The sequence below is a fragment of the Bacillus sp. FSL L8-0099 genome (assembly GCF_038006385.1).
Classification (GTDB): Bacteria; Bacillota; Bacilli; order Bacillales; family Bacillaceae_G; genus Bacillus_A; species Bacillus_A toyonensis.
The window spans coordinates 3,633,345-3,656,596 of the sequence record NZ_JBBOVC010000001.1; the positions used below are offsets into that span (position 1 = coordinate 3,633,345).

Sequence of the window (23,252 nt, forward strand, 5' to 3'; positions counted from 1 at the left end):
TCGCCATTTTTATCACAATACATTTGTTAATTAGAGAACTGTTTTAACCATTGATTTACTACATCAAAATTCACTTGAACATCCGTGATAAACTCTGCATTTATCATTTTTTCGAGATTATTTAAATCTTCTCTATCAATCAGATTTAAATTATACGTTTCCCCCATCCCCTTAGCTCTTTCATCTATAGAGATAATTATTGCACGTTTTTTATGACGCATAGCAAATATACCGCCATGTAAACGTGTTCCAATATAATCAACGGCTGTATTTAGGATTTTTTCATATGCCTCTATAGTAGGAGATATAATTTTTATACCTTGTATACCCTCTAAAGATTTTAAATATTCAAAATCATCAGAATCTTGTATCCAAAAGTAGACATTTTCATAACTTTTGTTAAGTATATCTATCAGTAATTGATCTTTTTCACGATCTTTAGAATGATGAGTTAATGTAAAAACAACCGATTCCGATTTTCCACTCGGAATTCCCCTACAAAAATCAGGCGTAAAAGACCACAAAGTTGCACAACCAGTATTTAGAGCTTTAAACCCCATTTCTTCTAAAAATTTTTTTGTTCTTTCATCTCTAACGCTATGTATATATTCATGCGATAAAACTTTTCTATATAACATTTTTGTATAGGGATTTATTTTATTCCCTTTGCCTGCACCCACTCCAACCAGAATACTCCCCTTTAAAGGACCATAATTAAATATATTTATATTCCACTGTGGAAAATGAGTAAACATATCCATTGCTAGCAAATTCGAACCACCTACAAACTTATATTTCGCATCACTATAAATCTTTACCCTATTTGATTTTCTCGCTACTTGGTACCAATGAAAAGGTGAAACATGAGTAGGTAATGTTAAAACATATGCATTTTTAGTTATATCAGAAAGATGATGCTTTACACACTTCATTATTATATCGTCACCCTTGTTAAGAGAACCTACTGATGTATCTAATACTAAAACATTATCCATAAAAATAATTCCCCCAAGTATCTTTTATTAATAGTAAAAGATTTTTTAGTTTTATAGCTTAATCTATTCTAATTCAATTAACCTATATATCTTTTCCACTTCTATTTCATTACCATAATTTTTTTGGCTTACATTATTAACAATTTCATTTCTGAATTCAACATCATCAATCATTTTTTTTATTCCTTCGACAATTCCCTTTATACCCATTGGACAAATATATCCATCTACGCCGTTCTCCAACTGACTTTTGGCAGTTGAAAAATTAGTTATTAATACTGGTTTCTTAAGAATTTGCGCTTCCCGAACTGTTACTGCCTTCCCTTCGTATCTAGAAGGTTGTACATAAATATCACATGCTTTTATGTACGGGTACGGATTAATCTTCTTACCTAGTAAAACAAATTTATCTTGAAGTCCTAGTTTATCTATCAACAATTTAAGTTCCGCTTCTTGCGGCCCATATCCAACTATGTACCACTCGATATCATACCCTTGATCTAATAACTGTCTAAGCGCATATATAGCGTCATCAATTCCTTTAGCATGCGAAAGTCTAGCAACAGTAATTAACTTGATTCGCGCGCTATTTATTGATATTTCCTGAGTAATATCTCCTTCATTGGATTGTTCACAAACAAATTCAGAATCTATTATATTTTCTATCACTTGCACCTCTTTATTAATATAAGGTAGACTATTCAGGAATGTATCTCTACAACTTTCAGAAACCGCCACGATATCATCCATTTCCCTCCACATTTTACATTCCATTTCTTTGTTAAGTTGTATGTTCGAATAATCAGTATGAATCCACCCAATTTTTCTTTTCGCTCGAACTTTATCCCCTATAAAATAATGCGGCCATAAAAAACTTATCGCAACATCGTACTCTTCTCTCAATTTTGGAAGAAATGGAAGAGATATTCTCCATCCATATTGAATGACAAAGTATCCAGGTTCTTTACTATTTACAAACCTTCCATGCATAACACCCATAACTTTTCCTATCATCCTAGTAATTCCAATTGAGAAATGCCCTTCTTGTAATATCTGTTTAATTGATTTTCTAAAAGTAGTATATTGTTGCAATTCTTCTAATAAATTCGGCTCTTTGGGTAGTAAAGAGAAAAATCCTCCTTCATGTTTAAATAACATTAAATCTATATCATACTTACTGTAATCAATTGTATTTAATAAACCAATCAAACTTCTTTCTACTCCACCAATTTCCATATCAAAAGATGTAATTAATATTCTTTTCTTTTTCATAATAGGATACCTCACAAAATCTATTATTGATTTCTCTTCTTCATTTTATATTAGTATTTTGCTGTTACGCTTACCAATTTTCCTTATACATCAGACATATAAAATGAAAACAAATTAGATTACCCTACTTCTTCCTTGCACACAATTCCATATAACGATAGCCACTCGTAAATGTTATCGTTAATATCAAAGCCTAATTTCGATATATTGTTAATTATGAATTCCCTGTCTGGTCTTTCTTTTAACAAGGCTTTATAAATTTCTTTACACCATATTTCAATTTCTTCATCTAAGTCAACAAATGACATTATCCCTAACCCCATATCAGTATTATTAGGTAGTGTATCTGCTACAACACATGGTACACCTGCAGATTGCGCTTCTAAAGTTACAATACCAAACCCCTCAAACAAAGAAGGAAAAATAAAAACATCAAAGCTCTTCATGAGTCGTGGAATATCCTTCCTAACGCCCAAAAATCTAATGTTTTCAAAAATCCCTAATTGCTTTGCTTTTAATTCAATAGAAATCCTTAACGGACCATCTCCTACTAGAATAGCAACAAAATTTGAATCTCTTTTTAAAATTTGCTTTAAAACTTTTAGGATAAAAACATGATTCTTTGACTCTGAAAAACTTCCTATATGTCCTATTAATTTTGCTGTATTCGGTATATTAAGTTCCCTTCTTACGCTGACACTACTTCCAGCATCTATATCAGTAAATTGATTAATATCTATACCGTTTTTAATCAGTTCTATCCTCTGACTTTGAAGCATCCTTTCACCAAATAAAAAACGTGCTGCTTCAACGCTACACGCACAATAATTAGTTCCAGCATATTTAATAATAGATTGCAAAACCTTTAGGATAACTCTTGCTTTTATTCCAGAGTCTTGTGGCCAATTATTACTATGGGAATGACAAATCCTCTTTTTTATACCAGCTATTTTTGCCGCTACAGCAACGAAACCACCTTGATAATCCGTATGTGCATGTACAACTTCATATTGATTATCCGACATAATTTTCACAAGTTCTTTAACATAGGCAAAAGGTCCTATTTGTCCTAAACTAGGTACCTTATATATTCTCCCACCTAAGGCCATTATTTCATCTTCGTAATCATTTTTCTCATTTCGATGGGATACAAAATCAAACTGAAGCTGCTCCCTATCTATTTTCCTATATATATTCATTAATAATGTTTCAGCTCCCCCGCGATTCAGAGCGCTGACAATGTGTAAAACCTTCTTTTTATTTATAGGTTCAGGCTTAGAATCTATCCCCATTCAACAATCCTCTCCTAGCATTTTGCACTTTATTATCAAAGTAGATTACTCTTATAGATAATTCCCAAAGTAATTACATGTTCATATACAAAATAAATAAAATAGCACACTAGAACTGCATAATACATCAACTTTTGATCTTTATCTGTAAATGACTTCACAACCCAAGAAATTAATATTAACTGATACAATCCAAAATATATGGAGAATCTAGCAAATATCCAATTCTGTGTTGAAATAATCATAAAAACAAGACCTAATATAGACATATTTACAATATAATCACTTTCAGGGAATAACGCCCTCATTTTATCTTTCCCAAGGTAAGCCAGTATAATTGGCACTATATTCACAGCAACCCTAAGTATATTGGCACCACCTTCATGAAATTCCTTATATTGACCATATTGAGTATTTCCAATAGCCGAAAATAAAATTTCCGAAAACTGATTAAAACCTATTACTACACATACCGCTAAAAAAAGGAGCAAATATGTCGTTCCTGACCAGGCTTTTTTTCTTACAAAAAAGTATATTGGCATTAAAACTAATGCACTTGCATGAAATGTTGATGCACATAATACAATTAATGTATATTTTTTCCATTTTCCTTCGAAAATATATTTTGTAGCAGCAAAAATAATTGCAGCGGCTAAATATTGCCTAATCCCATTCATTGATGTTAAATACATACCCGACGTAATATAAACATATAAACTCAATTCAATTAGTCTTGAATATTTATATAGTGTTGCTACAATGAGTACATTTGTTATCAATGCTGTAGTAAAAACCATTACTTGAGGATTATCCGTATATTTTTTCAAAACCATTTGAAAAATATTAAAGCCCATGTCTTTATTAGTTTGAACATATTCCCAATTAAACTCCGTTATTTTATATGCATGCATATAAAAATAAGTATCCCCAATATTATTTCGAAGCCCCGCCACCAACACAAGAGATAAAGCCGCCATTATAATCAACAGCCTATTGGGCTTTATCAATGTAAGACTATTAGTCACTGGTATAGCAAAATACCTTGCAAAAAATGCGAGCATGAATACTATAGCAAGATTCATCCAAAGTATGGTCATTATTCTGTCCTCTCATTTAATTACTAAATAAGTCTCTACATGTTTACTTTCATTTTTGTTTTCATTGTAATATAACTATAAAGGATAGCCCCAAATGGTAGTGCACAAAGTGTCAGTCCTTTACATGGCGATTCTTGTATAAACTTTCTATTTCTCGATATGAAACTACTAGATACATAATGTATAGCTTGCCTATACTTAAATAGTCGATTAGTAAATGGTAATTTCATAAGTTCCTTGCGATAAAAAGCAAAACCTTTTGGGTTTCTACGATATTGGTTTAGCATATTCATTGATGATCCATCAGCCATGTATTCCACATAACAAAGCGCTTCGTTCATTAGTAACATCTCATACTGTTGATCTAACATGTAATATTTGTATGCTAACCCTACATATTTTTCATTGTTAAAAATTGGGTATGGATATTTCTTAGTCAATTCTGTGCGATAGACCAATTTTTTATCACCTGTGACACCATGTTTATTGTAAAGATCAAAAAGCGTGGAGTGTTTAAGGTTCTCTGGTAACTTTGAGCCAATTATTTGTCCATTTGTATACAAATCCAATCCAATTATCCCGCTAATTTCTTCATTTCCATAGCTACTCCAAAAAGAAAGGATTTTTTCTACCGCTTCATCGGGCATATAATCATCAGAATCAATACAAACATTTAACTCCGTATCAATCATTTCATATGCTGTATTATGAGCACCATGCATCCCTTGATTTTGTTGCCAATGATACTTAATTTTGATATGTTTTTCAGCAATCCAGCTATCCACCAATTCTTTTGTGTTATCACTAGATCCATCATCTATTATTAACCATACAAAATCCTTACATGTTTGATGTTTTAAACTCTCATAACAATTTGCAAGACAATATGCTCTATTATAAGTAGGGGTGAAAATCGTTAAATTCTTCAAATTACTCACCTCGAAAGTACAGAATAATAGTCTTGAGTTAATTCAGCCGTATGTTTTATATCGTATCCTTTTGCGAATACTACTTGAGTTGGTGTTTTCCTCGAAAAATTACTAGTTTCTATATTTTTCATTTTTTCTATCCAAGCAAATTTATCTGTTAGAGAAACATGTTCAACTAAATTCATTCCCAAGTCCACTTCTTTCGTAATAGTATCAGATATAATACAAGGTAAACCAACTCCTTGCGCCTCTATGAGAGTGAGTGGCAATCCCTCATGTATGGATGGAAAAACAAATACATCAAATGCTTGAAGTATCCTTTCTATATCGTCTCTTATCCCGAGAAACCGTATATGCTTCTCCATATTCAATTCCCTTACTTTATTTTCAATTCCCACGCGAAGCGGCCCTTCGCCAGCTAATAAAAGAATTGAATCCGGCTTAAATCGCGTTAACTGCGCGAATAATTCTATAAGGTAAGCATGATTTTTTTGATGAGCAAATCTTCCAACATGACCTACAACAAGAGTATCTTTCTCAATTTGTAATTCTTCTCTTACTTGTTTTCGTATGTCTGGACAGAACAAAAATCTATCACAATCAATTCCATTTTTTAAGATTCTAGCTACATCGGCTTTATCCGCAAATAGCCATCTGGCAGCAGCATTTGAACATGCTAACAAATGTGTTGCACATATGGCTATTGATTTTCCCGCATACCATTTATAGATTTTTGCAGCAATACCACCCTCACTACTAGTATTATGACTATGCGCAATCCTAACTGGCACCCTTGCTTTTTTAGCTGAACGAAGTACAAATCCGCTCATTTTATCTATATGTGAATGAACGATTTTATATTGCGTATGGGTACTAAAGAAATTATCTAGCGCCTTTATATAGCCCCTATGACCAACATCTGTAACATATGGAATTCTATGAATTTCCCCGCCTAACTTTACTATTTCTTCATCAAACACTCCTTCTTTACAAGTTAAAAAATCAAATTGTACTTTTGAGCGGTCTATATTACGATACAAATTCATAATTAAGGTTTCGGCTCCGCCTCTATTCATATTTACGACTACATGTAGTACTCTCAATGGAGTGCCCAATTTAAATCCTCCATTTCATCCATATATGTTGTATAAATTTCTTTTTTCTCTTTTAACACTTCGTTAACTGAATATTTACTTGTAATAATAGTACGCCCACACCGTCCAAACTGAGCTTGTAATTTAATACTTTTAGAAATAGAATTTATTCTTTCAGACATCGTCTTTATATCATCACGATCTATAATCCAACCATTTTTATTATGAATAATTAACTCCCTATGTCCCCGATTGTCAGTGGCGATAACTGGAAGTCCACAAGCCATAGCTTCCATAATATTAACTGGTAAACCTTCCCGGTAACTCGATGCAACAGCTAGGTCACACATCTGCAGCAAAGGGGCTATATCATTTCTATAACCAAGAAAATGTACCATACTACTCACACCTAGTTGAGCCACTATATTTTTGCACTCCTTCATTAAAGGCCCTTCACCAGCAAGTATTAGCTTCGCATGCGGAATTTCATTTTTTAATTGTGCCAATGATTGAATTAAGAAGCTTTGGTTTTTGTTCTTATTAAATTCAGCTGCATAAAACATTAAAAAATCTTCAGAATTATAACCATTTTTATGTCTTAATTGCTCCTTTTCACTTTCATTAACAGGAATATATCGTTCTATATCTACTCCTACACCATGAACGAGTTTAATACTTCCCGCCTGAAATCGATGCTTTACTGCTAAACTGTAATCTTCTTGATTAATTGTTAGAAGACAATCCGTAGTAGTAGCTAAAATTCTTTCGATTGGATAGTATAAGAGCCAATTTATGAATGATGATCCTTTACAAAAATGAAATCCATGCGCTGTATATATAACCTTTGTGCCTTCTCTCCGCACTTTTCTAGCAGCTAGACGAGCAATTGCTCCTCCCATAGGCGTATGACAATGAATGATATTATATTTATTTTGATGAATAATTGATGTAAGTTTTTTATATGCATGAAAGTTTTGTACGCTAATCGGTGATCTTTGAAGAGGAATATTATATTTTTGAGTTACGTACGGAAGATGTATATTCCCATTCGCTGCAACATGCACTTCCCATCCTTGGTCTGCAAACCATTTCAAATACGGTAAATGAAAAGCTTTAAAATGATAATCCACAGTTGCACAAAACAGAATTTTTTTAGACACCATCCCACGCACCCGTCTTATAATAATTTTTTGCTATTAACCTGATACTGGTATTAATAGTTTTAAAGTTTTTCGCTGATTCACTAAATTTAACAATCGCTTTCTTAATTCCATCTCATCTAACTCTGTATATTCCAAAATTAACTTTTCTATTTCTTCTATACGAACATTCATTTCTTGCCCTACATAAATTCTCGGGTGAACTTGCTTCTCATTCATTTCATCTTCTTTTAGTAATTCTTCAAAAAGCTTCTCTCCTGGGCGTATACCGGTAAATTCTATTCCTATTTCATCCAAAGAGTTTCCTGATAATCGAATGAGATTTTTAGCAAGATCAACTATTTTTACTGGTTCTCCCATATCCAGCACAAAAATTTCTCCTCCTTTAGCTAGCGCCCCAGCTTGCACTACGAGTCTTGATGCCTCCGGAATTGTCATAAAATAACGAACCATATCAGGATGAGTAACTGTAATTGGTCCACCATTTTGAATTTGTTTCTTAAATAAAGGTATGACGCTTCCGCGGCTACCTAATACATTTCCAAAACGTACTGTAACAAACTTTGTATGACTTATTTTATCTTTGTGCTGAATGACCATCTCAGCTAATTTCTTTGTTGCACCCATAACACTCGTCGGGTTCACCGCTTTATCGGAAGAAATCATAACAAACGTTCCTACTCCATGTGTTCTCGCTGCCTCTGCTATATTCATAGTTCCAATCAAATTATTTTTAACAGCCTCTTCAGGATTGTTCTCCATTAATGGTACATGTTTATGTGCGGCTGCATGATATACAACATTTGGAAGATGTTTATTCATTATTAAATGCATCTTCTTTTCATCTTGTATATCCGCGATTTCTGGAATAAACACGCCTCTCATATCGTTATATTTTTCATTTAATTCCATTTCTATGGAATAAATACTGTTTTCTCCATGCCCTAATAAAATCAATTTTTTCGGTTTAAATTTCGCAACTTGTCTACAAATTTCCGAACCAATTGATCCACCTGCACCAGTAACTAAAATGACTTTATCCGTTATATAATCTGAAATAATTTCCACATCTAACTCTACAGGATCTCGCCCTAATAAATCTTCTACTTGAACATCTCTAAATTCATTTACTGAAACCTTACCTGTTACTAAGTCTTCTAACATGGGAAGGATTTGAGTTTTTACTTTTGTTTTTAAACAATCTTTTAAAATAACATTTCTCTCTCTCTTGTTTAACGAAGGAATTGCCAAGATAACTATCTCAATATTCAGTTTTTTAATAACATAATCAATTTGATTCATACCACCTATTACTGGAATCCCCCAAATATCAAGATTATGCTTTTTGACATTATCATCAATAAACGCGACTGGCATTAATTCAGCAGTATTATTCTTCAACAACTGCCTTGCAACCATCGTCCCAGCTGATCCAGCACCAACAATTAACGTTCTTTTTTTATCACCCTTCTTTACATAATAAATATCTCTGTACATTCTCCAAATAAAGCGGGAACCACCAATTAATAAAATATGAATCATCCAAGTTACAACTAACAATCGAAAATACATTTTTTGCATAATGATTTGCTGTACAACCGCTGTAGTAAGTATTGAAAATGTAACGACCTTGCATATAATTAGCAACTCTCCTATACTTGCATATTCCAAAGCTTTTTTATACAATTTATAAACAAAAGCAAATAAATGATGACTAACTAATAGAGTGATAGAGCTAATAACTGATGATAAAGTGATAACACTAAAGCTAGCATTTACAAAAAAATAACTAAAAAAAACTGCACTTAATACAATCAGTGAATCCATTAAAAGCAATAACGATATCCTCCGGCGATACGTCATATAACTTCCTCCTTTAATCAATTCCTTACTGAACTCTTTCAAAGTTAAAGTTTCTAACTATATACTCTTTATTAAAAGTACATAGCTAGAAACTTTAATAAAATATGGGCATCTAACCCTCCCTCACATTACACTTTTGATGACTCGCATCTAAGGTTGCTTTCACAACCCACAGCATAATCGAGTGCCTCCATTGATAGCGGTCAGGAGACATCACCACATCACAATTCTATTATTCTTTCTTTATAACGAACATTTTTATGTAAGAAGGTTAAATTTATTATTCTAATCCCCTTTATACTTTCCCATTCAAAATTGCACCCAATATTCTGCTTTTCGTAAAACTTAGCGCTCTTTTCGTTTCAAGCGCATCTTCGCTCACAGTACGATTATATCGGATCACCAAAAGTACTCCTTCACACTTATCAACTAATACACTCGTATCTGTTACTTCTAATACAGGGGAAGAATCAAATAATATGATGTCATACCGTTCCATTGCCTTTTGAATTAACATATCCATCTCACCTGAACCAAGTACTTCAGATGGATTGAATGGTACTGGACCGCTAGTTAATATATCAAGACGTTCCATCTCTGTTTTTTTTACAGCGCCTTCTAAATTTGTTTTTCCGTTCAATATATCAGTTAATCCAACTGTATTTTCTACTCCAAACATTTCCTGAATCGTGGGTTTTCGTAAATTTGCATCTACTATCAATACTTTTTCACCTTTTTGTGCTATTGAGACTGCTAAATTAACTGTAATCGTTGATTTTCCTTCACCATACCTTGGAGAAGTAATAACTATAGTTCTGCTTTTATGAATAGACGAAGATAATTGAAGGTTTGTTCGAAGCGAACGATACTGCTCCGAAATTTTCGATCTTGGAGCTGTATAAGCAATTATACTTTCTCCTTTAACTTTATTTGTTTTTCGTCTATTTTTGTAGGCCACTCCGTTCCATCCCCCAGTACCACTGTATTTTTTTTACTGAATTTGTCTTCCGTATTTTTCCTATTCATTTTAGAAATCCCGCCCAAAACAGGGACATCTAACAATTGCTCAATTCGTCGTTCCGATTTGATTCTATCATCAAATGAATCCAATAAAAAAATAAAACCGATACTGAGCACCATACCTACAGAGAACGCAATTAGTATCGTCTTAAGGTGATTTATATTTATAGGCATCGAATGTTTTTGAACTGGGTCTTCTGGTAATATACTCACATTATTAAAATTTAGTATATTTGCTACTTCTTTCTTATAAACAGCCGCTGTCGTATTTGCAATTTTATGTGCAAGTACAGGATCAATATCCACTACATTTATTCTCATAATCTGAGAGCCTTGTACACTTTCTATACTTATTTGTCCACTTAATGCACCTGCAGATCTGTTAATATTTAATTCAGCCGCTACTTTTTCTAATATTACAGGCTCATTTACCATCGCTTTCAATGTATTCATCGTTTCAGCATTAGCTTGAACAATAACCCTTGCTGAGGAGGCATACAAAGGTGTTTTCATATACATACTATACATCGCTCCTCCTACGGTTGTGAGAGTCGTAAACAACAGTAGTATCCATACCCTTTTCCATATAACAGTAAATAGATTTTTTAAATTTATTTCCTTATTCATTACTTCTCCCCCTCATTTAATACCAATGAGATTCCAGTTGACATTCCCATAAAAAACAGAAATAAAAGTAATATGTTTTATTTTTTAAATATACAAACATTTCTAATTAATGCCATTTTAGTTCTTTATACAGAACGAGTCAACATAAATTATTCTTGTTAAATGACTTCTTAATTACACCTCATAAATTACGACAATATTCACTGCAATTCATTGTAGATAAATGACGAAAAAGCCCTGATATCGTAGTATCAGGGCTTTTTTTCTTAGTATAGAGATGTATTTCGATTACGTTCTCATTGGTGAACTTACTTGCGGAATAAATAGTTTAACATGATGCTTTATTTCATATCACCATGTCCCAAAATTTTTTGTTTAATATCTGATAAATCCTTCGCCAACGAACTAAACGCTTTTGCTTGTTCTTCAATGACTTGTTGGTTTTTTTCAATAACTTTTTGATATTGTTCTTCGCGCTGTTCATTCTTTTTTTGTGTAGTAATAAGCATCCACACAAATAACGCTGCGAATGCTCCTTGTTGAATCATTGAATTTAAGATCTGCTCTTCTATTATTCTCACTCCTTTTCTAATCTAAATAATTACTCATTCGAGTGACTCTAATCTTTTATCATCTTTTAACACCAATATGTCCTTATAGCTATCTCTGTCTTATAATTCTTGCTAAAGCTATCTTTTATGTCATAACTTTATAAAATACAAAAACAGTTACTACTGGAATTTTTATCGAATATCTACAATGTCAAAGTGTTCCTCAGGTGTCCAACGATTCCCACCAATATCAATCCAGCCTTCTTTACGGAAGAATACTGTAAGGGGTTCTTTTGAAGTAATACGTCCTTTGTATGAGCCGTTAATTCCATCATAAAAGTTTACTCCATATCCTTCTGGGTATTTTGATATTGCTTTGAAAGGTCTCCAATAATAATGCTCCGCTTTTACCCAACGGCTTCTACCTAAATCTAACCACACATCATTATCTTCTCCCCAGTACGCATTCCAGTACAATACTTCTGCTGCTGTTGTAAAGTTCCCCTGATAGTTGCCATGTGGTCTATCATGATAGTTAATACCATAACCTTCCCAGTATATTGACTTTGCGAACCCAATCCCTTCTGGTTGCGGTGTACCAACAACGCCACCTTTACCTGTAAACCATTCAAGAGATTTTTCTCCGTTTAAGTAATTTAAATCTACATTACCAGATACGCCCGCAAGACTACCACTTTCCGTATACTGCCATAAATCACAGTTATAGGCTGGTTTATTTCCATAACGTGGAATCCAAAGGAAATCCGCATTCACAGTATTTAGTCCATAGCTTGTATACATGTGATGTGATACATATAGACCTATTTTCCAGCCAGCTGCACGGCATGTATCAATAAATGCCTGTGAAGCTTTCGCTAAGTTAACTGCTCCACAACTTGCTAATGTATCATCTTCCACATCTAATACTAAAAATTTCGCTTCTTTGTCAGCGCGCGCCATAAAATCATTCGCTTCTACAATAGCATCCTGAACACTTACATAACATCCATAAGCATAGTGTGCAAATGGGACACCATAGTCTTTACAACCTTGTACATACTCTTTATAACGTGTATCAATTGTCCTTGATCCATATTGTACACGTATAATAGCAAGTTCAAGCTCTTTACTAGCTGCCGCCCAATTTATTGAACCATTGTGATGAGATAAATCTGCAATTTTCTTCATTTCTATTCCTCTTCTTTCCTATATCAAAATTTATGAATAAAAAAACAACTCTTAATAGAGTTGTTTTTTTCAGAGTGTTGGGAAACCCTTTAGGGTTCCCAACATTCTGCAATCCTTTTTAATTTTAGTAAATGAAAACAATATAAAATAATAAATTTTAGAAAAACAACCCTCCACCAGACCCTTTTTGGTTAGGTGAAGGGCTATTTTTTTCATGTTTTGACAAGCTGCGGTGAGGTAAGCTTGCATTTGGACAGACTTCAGCCCTCGAAACCGAGCATATCGATAGCCATGTAGTTCTTTGGCATCCGCAAAGCTTCGCTCTATAGTTGAACAGCGTACTTTATACAGTCTTTTCCCTGTAGCTGTTAGTTTGTTTTTTCTAGCGATATCTTTATATTTTTCCCATATATGATGAGTGATAACTTTTTGTTTTTGTTTTTTTGAAAAGCATACCTCACGTAGCGGACAAACAGCGCAGTCTTCTGGATTTGATTTATATTGACGATATCCTTCGCGATCCGTTGTCGTATATTCTAAAATACATCCCATCGGACAAGCAAATACATTCATTTCTTTTACATATTTAAATTGGCTTTTCGGAACGTCTTTATTTCGCTTTCCAAATCGGCGATACCCCATCACCATAAATATATTCTGTTCTGATAGTTTCTTACAGATATAACCTGTAAAATAGCCTGCATCAAGAGCTACAGCTTCAACTTTGAATCCGAATTTATTAGTTTGAGCTTGTAGACGTGCTAAATACGGCTCGGAATCCGCCATATTTCCAGCCGTTATATAGGTATCTGTAATAATATTATATTTCGCATCAGTCGTACGATGATCTAAGAAATGAAAACCGTTCGGTTTTCCATCCCTCATTAAAAATCCACTATCTGGATCCGTTGTACTGATACGAGTTTTTTTAGTGGGGGTATCACTTTCCTTTCTAGGTCTTAATTCTTTTTTCCATGTACCTCACGATCTTCGATTACCGCAGCTTCTAGTTCATCTATATAGAACTTTGCCTTTTCTTTTTTATATTTATGTACAAATTTATTTTTATTGGCATTCGCCTTAATGTGTGTAGAATCTGTCATCAACGCACGTCCTCCCACCATACGGTGCTCGGTCGCTTGACTCACAATCTCATCAAAAATTTCTTCGAAAATATTTGTATGAATGAAACGAGTACGGCGATTCCAACTGATTGTAGAATGATCTGGAATTGTATCTGATAGAGAAAAACCTAGAAACCAACGGTAGGCAATATTCGTTTTGATCTCCTTTTCCAATTGTCGCTCTGAACGAATACCATAAAAATATCCGATAAACATCATCTTAAATAAAACGATAGGGTGAATTGACGGACGACCATTGTTTTCACAGTAATAAGGGCGTAACTTTTCCTCAATAAAATCAAAACTGATTGTCGCTTCAATCGCACGAAGGAAATGGTCTTGCGGAACTAATTCTTCTACAGAAACGGATACACGCTCATCACGATGATTTTTTAAAGCACCCATCATAAAAAATCTCTCCTTTACCTCTTTTTTATCAGTGTTGACACATAAAAAGAGGTTCAGACACATAAACAGGCTGTGGAGAAGACTTTCTCCACAGCCTGAAAAAAACAACTCTTAATAGAGTTGTTTTTTTATCGAATATCTACAATGTCAAAGTGTTCCTCAGGTGCCCAACTATTCCCACCGATATCAATCCAGCCTTCTTTACGGAAGAATACTGTAAGAGGTTCTTTTGAAGTAATACGTCCTTTGTATGAGCCGTTAATTCCATCATAAAAGTTTACTCCATATCCTTCTGGATATTTTGATATTGCTTTGAAAGGTCTCCAATAATAATGCTCCGCTTTTACCCAACGGCTTCTACCTAAATCTAACCACACATCATTATCTTCTCCCCAGTACGCACCCCAGTATAATACTTCTGCTGCTGTTGTAAAGCTTCCCTGATAGTTGCCATGTGGTCTATCATGATAGTTAATACCATAACCTTCCCAGTATATTGACTTTGCGAACCCAATTCCTTCTGGTTGCGGTGTACCAACAGCGCCACCTTTCCCCAAGTAGTCTAATGGATTCACAGCATTACTCTTATTAATATTCCAGCCGCCTTTATGCATTTCAAAATGTAAGTGCTGACCATAAGCCTGTCCCGTTTCTCCCATAACCCCAATTGTTTGTCCTTGTGTAACAGAATCGCCTTCTTTAACTGTACGAGAACCACTTCGCATGTGAGCGTATACAGTTTCCCATGTAACTCCATTAATATTATGAACAATCATAATACATTCACCGTAACTAGATGAAAAATACGAACGACTAACTTTCCCACTAGCCGCTGCATAAATCGGATGATAGCCTGCTTCAGCAAGATCTCCCCCATGATGATCTGGTCTGTCACCTCTAAAACCACTTGTTACTCTCGTTGTATTTGTTGGATAAATAAATGTTGCCATATGAATCTTCCTTTCTATTTTATATTGTCTATATTTATTATTTTTAGATATATTGTAGGTTTTCCAACCTTAAAACGAACAAAACAGAGAATTTCTCCATTGTTATCTACCATCAAAATATTATTCTTTTAACCATAAGTTAAATATTATTAAGATTACCAAAGACTCTTGAAAAACTATTATTTTATATGACTAATTCTTCTTTCCTACATTACAGTTTAAGTATAAAAAACAACTCTTAGTAGAGTTGTTTTTTTATCGAATATCTACAATATCAAAGTGTTCCTCAGGTGCCCAACTATTCCCACCAATATCAATCCAGCCTTCTTTACGGAAGAATACTGTAAGGGGTTCTTTTGAAGTGATACGGCCTTTATATGAACCGTTAATTCCATCGTAAAAGTTTACTCCATATCCTTCTGGATATTTTGATATTGCTTTGAAAGGTCTCCAATAATAATGCTCCGCTTTTACCCAACGGCTTCTACCTAAATCTAACCACACATCATTATCTTCTCCCCAGTACGCACCCCAGTATAATACTTCTGCTGCTGTTGTAAAGTTTCCCTGATAGTTGCCATGTGGTCTATCATGATAGTTAATACCATAGCCTTCCCAGTATATTGACTTCGCGAACCCAATTCCTTCTGGTTGTGAAACACCGCCTGCATTAAAATCTACATATTGTTTAACAATTTCAGCGTAGAAAAAATTACCGCCATTTTTATATCGATAACCACCATTGTACGCAACAGCGATAGGATGACTATATTTAACCATAGCACCAGTTGTATTTCCAAGTGATGGCGCAACAACCGTCTTAGAATACAGATCTGCCACCGGTAATGAATGTTGTTTATTGTTAGAAGCTAACCAGCGAAGATAAGCTCGTCCAAAATTATATGATTGAACAATGGCACTTAAATCTGTAATACCATTTTTCTTTGCATCATCAAAAGCTCCTTTTAAATGCTTTACTCCGTAATACACTGAATCTTTAGGATTCTTGATTGTATTCATTGCCCATCCTTGTGATTCACTTGACTGCATAATATCCGGTGTTGTTTCAGAGTTCCCTCCACTTTCCACCATAATAATTCCAAGTACGTAAGGAACTAATTCCGAAACACCTTGTGCAGCACATTCACTTTCTACCATTGATTGCCAACGTAACACTTGTTGTGGCAGATTCTTTGTTTTAACTGAAGCAGCTAATATACTCATTACTAAACATCTCCTTATTTTCCTATTATTTTTGTCTAAAAAACTACTACTTCACTACATATGGTTATCAGCCAAATACCCATTAATCTATAAAATTACTTCATATTGCTCACCTTCTTTCACAACAAAAAGAGCAACCATAAAAATAGTTGCTCTTTCGTCGAAATCTTATATTACTACTATAAATCACTTTTTCAATACTTTCTGTACACCGCATGTACTCTACAAAAAGGTAACATTAAAATCCATCTAAAAACTTGACAATTTTTCTTATTTCAGCGTGTTTGCGTCGAATATAGCCTGTACTATAATGCAATTCAAATGCTATTTGTTCTAAGGTCATTCCATCAATATATTTCATTTTAAGTATTTGATGATCCAGTCCTGCAAACTTATTCATCAAAAGCTTTAAATCATATTCTTCATTCATCTTATGAGCTAATTCATATTCAATTGCTTCAATCCGGTCTTCTACCTTAGCCCCTTCCGACTCAGCGGTTAATCGTACATTTTGCAAGTCCCCACTAGTCCAGCGCTTTAATTCCGCTTTTGATTTGTCTAAGTTGTATTCTAAATAAGCGATTTCTTCTTCTAACTTCTTATAATCTTTGAGCCATTCAAACATCTGACGATTCACCTACTTCCTTTTTGTAAATTTAAATACTACTAATTTAATAAAACTTATATCCTTATTGGCTTTTTCAATCTTTGTTATTTGTAGAACATCTTTCATTTAATAAACACAACCATTTCCTACTATTTATAAATTCATTTTCTCTTTAGAATTCCAATACTGTAATTAACTCCTGAATAGATAATGAAAAACACCCTTCGAACAATCCTTGTAAGACATTAATAATCAAACAGAAATCACAAATTGTTAATACTTGCTCCAAACATTCACGAATATCTTCAAAGATGTTTAATATACATCAAACATCTTTGAAGAATATAATCATTTAATCTTAGCATTAAGATAATACATTTTTAAACACCAAAGTCGTCGACCATTTTATCTTTTCTTAAGACTTATATTTATTTAATACCTCTTTTAATCTCTCACGCTCTTCCTCAGTATACTGCGCGGGTTTTCTTTCCACTTCTTGATTCGTGTGTTCGTCATCTTTATATAACCAATCTGGGACAAGCTCTTTTCTAGTCGAATAATTTCTACCTGATTCATTAAATTTCTTATTCTTACTCATTTTGAAACGTCTATCTAGCGCGGTCACATCAGCAAATGTTTTAACTTTTTGCTCCTTCCAATTACTCAATATAGCTTTAACGTAGTTCCATCTTGGTGCATTCTCATCAATAGCTTTATTAGTTGCATACTGAATTAACTCACTACTAAACAAATCACAAAAATCGCCTAACTCCGTAAATGCATTTTCACTTAACGGAATGCCTCTCTCTTTTAAAAAATTATAATTTTTTTTAAACTCTCTACCGAATAATATATGAGATTCTAATTTATCCTTATCATCATGATTAGTATTTTGTATTTTAGTATTTAGTTTATTAATATTTAGTAGTGTCGGATTTTCCTCATATGGCTTTCCTACATCTTGCTTTTCCACTTGTGGAATTCTCTTTTGTGGTGTTTCATAAATTTCCGTATCCCATCTTTTAATTTTTTTTGTATTTTCATCACGAACGGGATAACGCTTTACATAGCCTAATTCTTTTAGTTCTTTAAAACCTGTACGTAGTGAATCTTCTCCATCCTTTGCATGTTGAGCTAATTCACTAATATGAAAAGTCCAATCATCTGGTAGTGTAAGTGTATAAGCCAAAATTCCTTTTGCCTTCCATGACAACCTTTTATCTTTTAAACCAGTATTATTTATGACGGAATAATTACTATCTTTTTTCACTCGAATAATCCCCATACTAGTCACCTCATAAATTCTCAAAATCGATATTCAATGTTATACTTATTCAGAGATATTTTTTTATAGAATCCGCTGCAACGGATTCTTTTCTTATGTACTCATTTAAATCCATCATGCTATCCATATTTTTTCTCCTAAATCTTTCTTATTCCTCAAATTCAACATCAACTTGAATTTCGATATTCATAGAAATTTCTTGTGTTATACGAATAACATTTGGACTTATTCCTTTTTGGATAAGCTTTTTAATCTGCTGTTTTGCAGCATCTTTTGTTTTAAATTCACTGACAGTTGGTAGACCTACTAAATTGCCAGTAATCACTAAAATTTTCCGTTGCATGTTTCTTCCTCCTATTGAAATTCTGCCATATTTATTTGTGAGTTTTTAACTTTAATTTCTTCATTTAAAACTGTTGGAATTGAATATTCTTCATTAATTATTTGTATAGCTCTATCCAAATGATTACGTTTAATAGCTTTATAACTATTCACACCAAACTCTCGATGTAATTGACTATAAATATCGCTATACAGCTTTTTTCTAAGACTGTTATCCTGATAAGAATTCGAATTTTTCCCCCCCAATAACAAAACACCTAACCTTTTTACAGCCTTTGTTATTTCGTCACATTCAATGGCGTATAGCGGAGCGTTTTCTCGTAACCCCTTCACTTCAGTCTTAATCTCTTGTATTTCTTGCGTATGTCCTTCTAAAGCTGCAAACGTTAACTTTAGGACTCCCATAGCATCCTTTGGTATTTTGTTCTGACTTTGTATATACCTCCTCATCCGTTTGAACTCTTCAATAAATTTAATTTTCGTTTGCACAGCTTCTCTAGAGTTATACCCCATAGCAAGTAATACGAAAGCTTCTTTAGTTAAATTGTATTTAGACATGCGCTCACCCTGTGAATTGATATAAGTGGTCTCGTGAAAATTTCCTTGTGCAAATTCTTCACCCGCATATACACTATTTTTACGAATATCCTCCAAAACATAGTAATGATCTTTCCCGAACATTTTCGCAATTACCAAACTATCCGTTACTACCTCACCATTAACTTCAAATATCAATTCACTATATACTAATATTTCGGTTAAACGATCCACTCTTATCTCCTCCTCATCTTTAATTTTCAATTACCTTCCTTACATTTACATACCCTTACATCAAGTGTTGTTATTTACCAGTTTTCTTGAACATTAACCAATCCTCAACATTCAAATTATGTGATTTAATATAAAATATTTCCTTAACTCTACAATAAAGCTTTGCTTAATAATTTCGTTATCGAGTTAGAAATTCAATATTTTATGTTCCAAAAAAGTAGGGTTTCTTTTCACACTACAATTCGGTTTGTTTTCTTCAAATTCAAAAAGATATTCTAAATTATGATCAGGAAAAAAGGTTTCCTTAATTTCAAGAGCCTCATCATAATAAAAACGAAATTTACCATTAATTTTGTCGCACACTGTTGCGTAGCGAAGATTCAGATGCGAAGAGATTTGGCTAATTACAATCCCTTTTCTCGCCATCTCTGCACGCAGATTCGGATACATTAGCTCACCTCCTTAATTTTTATACGAAATTGCGTTCATTCACAATTTAATATATACGCATTCCCGTACAAAGTCAATGGGATAACAGAAAAAACATACTCAATATCGTACGAAATACTATTTACTTATAAATTCAGCTAAGTTATGATAGTAACAAACATACTCAATATCGTATACATTTTATAAGAAGGATGGTGAAGTTTATGGAAAAAGCAAAGATTGTAACACACTTAATAAAAGAAGCTGGATATAGCAAAAGAGCTTTCGCAGAAAAAATCGGGCTCCCTCCCACAACACTGCAATCAATGTTATCAAGAGGAATCGGTAAAGCATCTGTTGATAATGTAATAAAAGTTTGTAAGGGATTAGGGATCACTACTGATGATTTAGAGGTGCTCACAACTAAAGGGGATAATACAGTTAAAGAAGAAGTTTCTATTTATGAAACCATTCAAAACGACCAATCAAACATTATCCATATCCCAATCATTGGTTCTGTCGCAGCCGGTACACCTATATTCGCTGAAGAAAATATCGAGGGTTATTTACCAATGCTAAGTACATTTTTAAATAAGCGTAAAAAGTATTTTTATCTTACTGTAAAAGGCACTAGCATGAATCTCGAATTCCCTGATGGTTCTTATGTTCTGGTAGAAGAAACTCCTTATGTTGAGAATGGGCAAATTGCTGTTGTAAAAGTCAATGGTTATGATGCAACTGTGAAAAAAATCTCAAAATCTGGAAGCATCATTACTTTAATACCATTGAGTAATGATCCTATCCATGAACCACAGACTTACGACCTTTCAGCTGAAGATGTAAAAATCATTGGTCGCGTTGTACAAGCAGTAAAAAATTATTAAATTTTTAGCGCTAGCAATTTATTGAAAAAAGAACCGATTCTAATAAAGGTTTATTGGAATTACCATCTCTATTATTAAGATACTCTTATACTGAAGATTTTTAGTGGCTGTTTTGTGGTTTCTTTTCATTTTGCGCCACTTGAAGTTAACTTTATAAAAAAGAAAAAGCCCTGATACCGTAGTATCAGGGCTTTTTTCTCTCTTAGTATAGAGACATATATTGATCGCGTTCCCATTGGTGAACTTGAGTTCTAAAGATATCCCACTCAATCTCTTTTGCTTCGATGAAGTGCTCAAGTAAATGTTCTCCTAGTGCACTGCATACTACTTCATTAGATTGTAATGTAACTAACGCTTGCGCTAATGTTGCTGGTAAGTCAACGATACCTGCTTCTTCGCGCTCTTCTTTTGTCATTACATAGATGTTACGGTCTACTGCAGCTGGTGGAGTTAATTTATTTTTAATTCCGTCAAGACCTGCAGCTAATAATGTAGCCATTACTAAATATGGGTTTGCAGCTGGGTCAACACTACGTACTTCTACGCGTGTACTAATACCACGAGATGCAGGGATACGTACTAATGGGCTACGGTTTTGTGCAGACCATGCTACGTAACAAGGAGCTTCATATCCAGGTACTAAACGTTTGTAAGAGTTTACAGTTGGGTTTGCTACCGCTGTAAATGCTGGTGCATGTTTTAAAATACCTGCGATAAAGTGACGAGCATCATCACTTAATTGTAAATCACCGTTTTGATCGAAGAATACGTTCTCACCATTTTTAAATAATGATAAGTTACAGTGCATACCTGAACCGTTCACACCGTATAATGGTTTTGGCATAAATGTTGCATGTAAACCATGTTTACGAGCAATTGTTTTTACAACAAGTTTGAATGTTTGAATGTCATCACATGAGCGAATTGCATTTGCATATTTAAAGTCAATTTCGTGTTGACCTGGTGCAACTTCATGGTGAGACGCTTCAATTTCAAAGCCCATTTCTTCAAGCTCAAGAACGATATCACGACGACAGTTTTCCCCTAGATCCATCGGCGCAAGGTCGAAGTATCCACCGTTATCGTTTAATTCTAATGTTGGATTTCCTTTTTCATCAACTTTGAATAGGAAGAATTCTGGCTCTGGTCCAAGATTGAAATCTGAGAATCCTAAAGCTTCCATTTCTTTTAATACACGTTTTAAATTGTTACGTGGATCTCCGTCAAATGGAGCACCATCTGCAGTATAAATATCACAGATTAAACGCGCTACTTTACCTTTTTCAGCTGTCCAAGGGAAAATTACCCAAGTATCTAAATCCGGATATAAATACATATCAGATTCTTCAATACGTACGAAACCTTCAATAGAAGATCCATCAAACATCATTTTGTTATCAAGAGCTTTTGTTAATTGGCTCACTGGAATTTCTACGTTTTTAATTACTCCTAAAAGGTCCGTAAATTGCAGACGGATATACTTTACATTCTCTTCTTTCGCCAAACGGAAAATATCTTCTTTTGTGTACCTAGCCATTATAAATTCCTCCTTAGTCCCTCTAAACACCTTCAGAATCAGTTGTCTTTAGTGAAAAAACCTTGAAATGTCACCTTGTCGCAATGAAGTTCGATTAAATCTACCTGTATGTTGTAGTTCATCTCGAAGTATTTTGCGAAGCTCCGTTTTGGAAATTTCTTTCGTTTCTTCTTTTATTTTCACTGCTTCTGTTTGATTTTCTTTCATTAGTAACACTTGCTTAATACCAGCCATATTTAAGCCTTGATCTAATAAATCTTTAATCTCTAACAACTTATCTACATCGTTAAATGAAAATAATCTACGATTCCCCTTTGTACGGGTTGGAGAAACAAGATTATGCTCTTCATAGTAGCGAATTTGACGTGCAGACAATTGTGTTAAATCCATAACAATACCAATAGGAAACAGCGGGGCAGAACGTCTATCTTCTTTCATTGTTTCAGTTCCTCCTTCGCCTTAACTGCTTCTCATTTTATATTATGTTATGTTTAGTGTCAATAGATGTTAGCTTTTCTTACATGATTTTTTTAGGTTTTTTTTCATTCTTTTTTCTAATGGCACAAATCATTACTTTTACACGAAAAAAGCTGCCGAAATCGA

Annotated in this window: 23 protein-coding genes; 1 reads left to right on the forward strand and 22 read right to left on the reverse strand. The window is 33.8% G+C overall.

The features are described 5' to 3' along the window. Window positions 1-26: 26 nt before the first annotated feature. From MHH42_RS18285 to MHH42_RS18380, 20 genes are all read right to left on the reverse strand, one after another. The gene (locus MHH42_RS18285) at window positions 27-995 is read right to left on the reverse strand and encodes a polysaccharide pyruvyl transferase family protein (RefSeq protein ID WP_340893758.1); all 969 of its coding nucleotides are present in this window, start codon (window positions 993-995) and stop codon (window positions 27-29) included. Window positions 996-1,058: 63 nt separating this feature from the next. After that, window positions 1,059-2,267, reverse strand: coding sequence for a glycosyltransferase (locus tag MHH42_RS18290; RefSeq protein ID WP_000730211.1), 1,209 nt, complete (start codon window positions 2,265-2,267; stop codon window positions 1,059-1,061). 119 nt (window positions 2,268-2,386) lie between these two features. Further along, on the reverse strand, window positions 2,387-3,559 hold the full coding sequence (locus tag MHH42_RS18295; protein WP_000510527.1) for a glycosyltransferase family 1 protein: 1,173 nt from the start codon (window positions 3,557-3,559) through the stop codon (window positions 2,387-2,389). A 35-nt stretch (window positions 3,560-3,594) separates the two neighbouring features. Continuing rightward, the gene (locus MHH42_RS18300) at window positions 3,595-4,656 is read right to left on the reverse strand and encodes an EpsG family protein (protein ID WP_000154273.1); all 1,062 of its coding nucleotides are present in this window, start codon (window positions 4,654-4,656) and stop codon (window positions 3,595-3,597) included. 35 nt (window positions 4,657-4,691) lie between these two features. Next, window positions 4,692-5,585: a glycosyltransferase family 2 protein gene (locus tag MHH42_RS18305; protein WP_070173648.1), complete on the reverse strand. Its 894-nt coding sequence runs from the start codon at window positions 5,583-5,585 to the stop codon at window positions 4,692-4,694. A gap of 5 nt (window positions 5,586-5,590) precedes the next feature. Then, window positions 5,591-6,700, reverse strand: a complete 1,110-nt coding sequence (locus tag MHH42_RS18310; protein WP_000537132.1) for a glycosyltransferase family 1 protein — start codon at window positions 6,698-6,700, stop codon at window positions 5,591-5,593. Next, window positions 6,685-7,842, reverse strand: coding sequence for a glycosyltransferase family 4 protein (locus MHH42_RS18315; RefSeq protein ID WP_070173649.1), 1,158 nt, complete (start codon window positions 7,840-7,842; stop codon window positions 6,685-6,687). The genes MHH42_RS18310 and MHH42_RS18315 overlap by 16 nt, the downstream gene beginning before the upstream one ends. Before the next feature lie 33 nt (window positions 7,843-7,875). Then, window positions 7,876-9,702, reverse strand: a complete 1,827-nt coding sequence (locus MHH42_RS18320) for a polysaccharide biosynthesis protein (protein ID WP_000222377.1) — start codon at window positions 9,700-9,702, stop codon at window positions 7,876-7,878. 295 nt (window positions 9,703-9,997) lie between these two features. After that, window positions 9,998-10,660 carry a CpsD/CapB family tyrosine-protein kinase gene (locus MHH42_RS18325; protein WP_000323603.1) on the reverse strand — a complete coding sequence of 221 codons (663 nt, stop codon included), beginning with the start codon at window positions 10,658-10,660 and terminating at the stop codon, window positions 9,998-10,000. Beyond that, entirely contained in the window at window positions 10,609-11,349 is a 741-nt protein-coding gene (locus MHH42_RS18330) for a YveK family protein (protein ID WP_001031073.1), read from the reverse strand. The genes MHH42_RS18325 and MHH42_RS18330 overlap by 52 nt, the downstream gene beginning before the upstream one ends. A 341-nt stretch (window positions 11,350-11,690) precedes the next feature. Beyond that, complete coding sequence (locus tag MHH42_RS18335) at window positions 11,691-11,921, reverse strand: BhlA/UviB family holin-like peptide (RefSeq protein ID WP_340894764.1); 231 nt, start codon at window positions 11,919-11,921, stop codon at window positions 11,691-11,693. Window positions 11,922-12,092: 171 nt separating this feature from the next. Beyond that, on the reverse strand, window positions 12,093-13,088 hold the full coding sequence (locus MHH42_RS18340) for a GH25 family lysozyme (protein WP_000716771.1): 996 nt from the start codon (window positions 13,086-13,088) through the stop codon (window positions 12,093-12,095). Between the two features lie 69 nt (window positions 13,089-13,157). Next, window positions 13,158-14,620, reverse strand: a protein-coding gene (locus tag MHH42_RS18345) for an IS1182 family transposase (RefSeq protein ID WP_375166148.1) whose coding sequence is annotated in 2 segments (ribosomal slippage) — window positions 13,158-14,059 and window positions 14,059-14,620 — 1,464 coding nt in all. Because the reading frame shifts where the segments join, the coding sequence is not laid out codon by codon here. A 128-nt stretch (window positions 14,621-14,748) separates the two neighbouring features. Beyond that, on the reverse strand, window positions 14,749-15,570 hold the full coding sequence (locus MHH42_RS18350; protein ID WP_340893762.1) for a M23 family metallopeptidase: 822 nt from the start codon (window positions 15,568-15,570) through the stop codon (window positions 14,749-14,751). Window positions 15,571-15,825: 255 nt separating this feature from the next. Continuing rightward, window positions 15,826-16,794, reverse strand: coding sequence for a lysozyme family protein (locus MHH42_RS18355; RefSeq protein ID WP_340893764.1), 969 nt, complete (start codon window positions 16,792-16,794; stop codon window positions 15,826-15,828). 238 nt (window positions 16,795-17,032) lie between these two features. Then, entirely contained in the window at window positions 17,033-17,419 is a 387-nt protein-coding gene (locus MHH42_RS18360) for a phage protein (RefSeq protein ID WP_016108933.1), read from the reverse strand. A gap of 397 nt (window positions 17,420-17,816) precedes the next feature. Then, window positions 17,817-18,686, reverse strand: coding sequence for a DnaD domain protein (locus MHH42_RS18365; RefSeq protein ID WP_016108934.1), 870 nt, complete (start codon window positions 18,684-18,686; stop codon window positions 17,817-17,819). Between the two features lie 148 nt (window positions 18,687-18,834). After that, window positions 18,835-19,029 carry a hypothetical protein gene (locus tag MHH42_RS18370; RefSeq protein WP_001189063.1) on the reverse strand — a complete coding sequence of 65 codons (195 nt, stop codon included), beginning with the start codon at window positions 19,027-19,029 and terminating at the stop codon, window positions 18,835-18,837. A gap of 11 nt (window positions 19,030-19,040) precedes the next feature. Next, a complete protein-coding gene (locus MHH42_RS18375) occupies window positions 19,041-19,799 on the reverse strand; it encodes an ORF6C domain-containing protein (RefSeq protein ID WP_340893765.1) in 759 nt (252 codons plus the stop codon). Between the two features lie 186 nt (window positions 19,800-19,985). After that, entirely contained in the window at window positions 19,986-20,249 is a 264-nt protein-coding gene (locus MHH42_RS18380) for a phage protein (RefSeq protein WP_016108936.1), read from the reverse strand. A 203-nt stretch (window positions 20,250-20,452) separates the two neighbouring features. On the opposite strand from MHH42_RS18380, the gene MHH42_RS18385 reads away from it, so the two are divergent. Next, window positions 20,453-21,112 (forward strand): LexA family protein, encoded by a 660-nt coding sequence (locus tag MHH42_RS18385; RefSeq protein ID WP_016108937.1) that lies wholly within the window; start codon window positions 20,453-20,455, stop codon window positions 21,110-21,112. A 202-nt stretch (window positions 21,113-21,314) separates the two neighbouring features. On the opposite strand, the gene glnA is transcribed toward MHH42_RS18385, so the two are convergent. Next, window positions 21,315-22,649, reverse strand: a complete 1,335-nt coding sequence (glnA, locus tag MHH42_RS18390; RefSeq protein ID WP_000135333.1) for a type I glutamate--ammonia ligase — start codon at window positions 22,647-22,649, stop codon at window positions 21,315-21,317. A 48-nt stretch (window positions 22,650-22,697) separates the two neighbouring features. Next, window positions 22,698-23,087, reverse strand: a complete 390-nt coding sequence (gene glnR / locus MHH42_RS18395; protein ID WP_000656782.1) for a transcriptional repressor GlnR — start codon at window positions 23,085-23,087, stop codon at window positions 22,698-22,700. Window positions 23,088-23,252: the final 165 nt, after the last annotated feature.

Coding starts and splice junctions, on each gene's coding strand:
- MHH42_RS18285 (WP_340893758.1), bottom strand. CDS start 995: ATGGATAATGTTTTAGTATTAGATACATCAGTAGGTTCTCTTAACAAG.
- MHH42_RS18290 (WP_000730211.1), bottom strand. CDS start 2,267: ATGAAAAAGAAAAGAATATTAATTACATCTTTTGATATGGAAATTGGT.
- MHH42_RS18295 (WP_000510527.1), bottom strand. CDS start 3,559: ATGGGGATAGATTCTAAGCCTGAACCTATAAATAAAAAGAAGGTTTTA.
- MHH42_RS18300 (WP_000154273.1), bottom strand. CDS start 4,656: ATGACCATACTTTGGATGAATCTTGCTATAGTATTCATGCTCGCATTT.
- MHH42_RS18315 (WP_070173649.1), bottom strand. CDS start 7,842: ATGGTGTCTAAAAAAATTCTGTTTTGTGCAACTGTGGATTATCATTTT.
- MHH42_RS18320 (WP_000222377.1), bottom strand. CDS start 9,702: ATGACGTATCGCCGGAGGATATCGTTATTGCTTTTAATGGATTCACTG.
- MHH42_RS18330 (WP_001031073.1), bottom strand. CDS start 11,349: ATGAATAAGGAAATAAATTTAAAAAATCTATTTACTGTTATATGGAAA.
- MHH42_RS18340 (WP_000716771.1), bottom strand. CDS start 13,088: ATGAAGAAAATTGCAGATTTATCTCATCACAATGGTTCAATAAATTGG.
- MHH42_RS18350 (WP_340893762.1), bottom strand. CDS start 15,570: ATGGCAACATTTATTTATCCAACAAATACAACGAGAGTAACAAGTGGT.
- MHH42_RS18355 (WP_340893764.1), bottom strand. CDS start 16,794: ATGAGTATATTAGCTGCTTCAGTTAAAACAAAGAATCTGCCACAACAA.
- MHH42_RS18360 (WP_016108933.1), bottom strand. CDS start 17,419: ATGTTTGAATGGCTCAAAGATTATAAGAAGTTAGAAGAAGAAATCGCT.
- MHH42_RS18365 (WP_016108934.1), bottom strand. CDS start 18,686: ATGGGGATTATTCGAGTGAAAAAAGATAGTAATTATTCCGTCATAAAT.
- MHH42_RS18370 (WP_001189063.1), bottom strand. CDS start 19,029: ATGCAACGGAAAATTTTAGTGATTACTGGCAATTTAGTAGGTCTACCA.
- MHH42_RS18380 (WP_016108936.1), bottom strand. CDS start 20,249: ATGTATCCGAATCTGCGTGCAGAGATGGCGAGAAAAGGGATTGTAATT.
- MHH42_RS18385 (WP_016108937.1), top strand. CDS start 20,453: ATGGAAAAAGCAAAGATTGTAACACACTTAATAAAAGAAGCTGGATAT.
- glnA (WP_000135333.1), bottom strand. CDS start 22,649: ATGGCTAGGTACACAAAAGAAGATATTTTCCGTTTGGCGAAAGAAGAG.
- glnR (WP_000656782.1), bottom strand. CDS start 23,087: ATGAAAGAAGATAGACGTTCTGCCCCGCTGTTTCCTATTGGTATTGTT.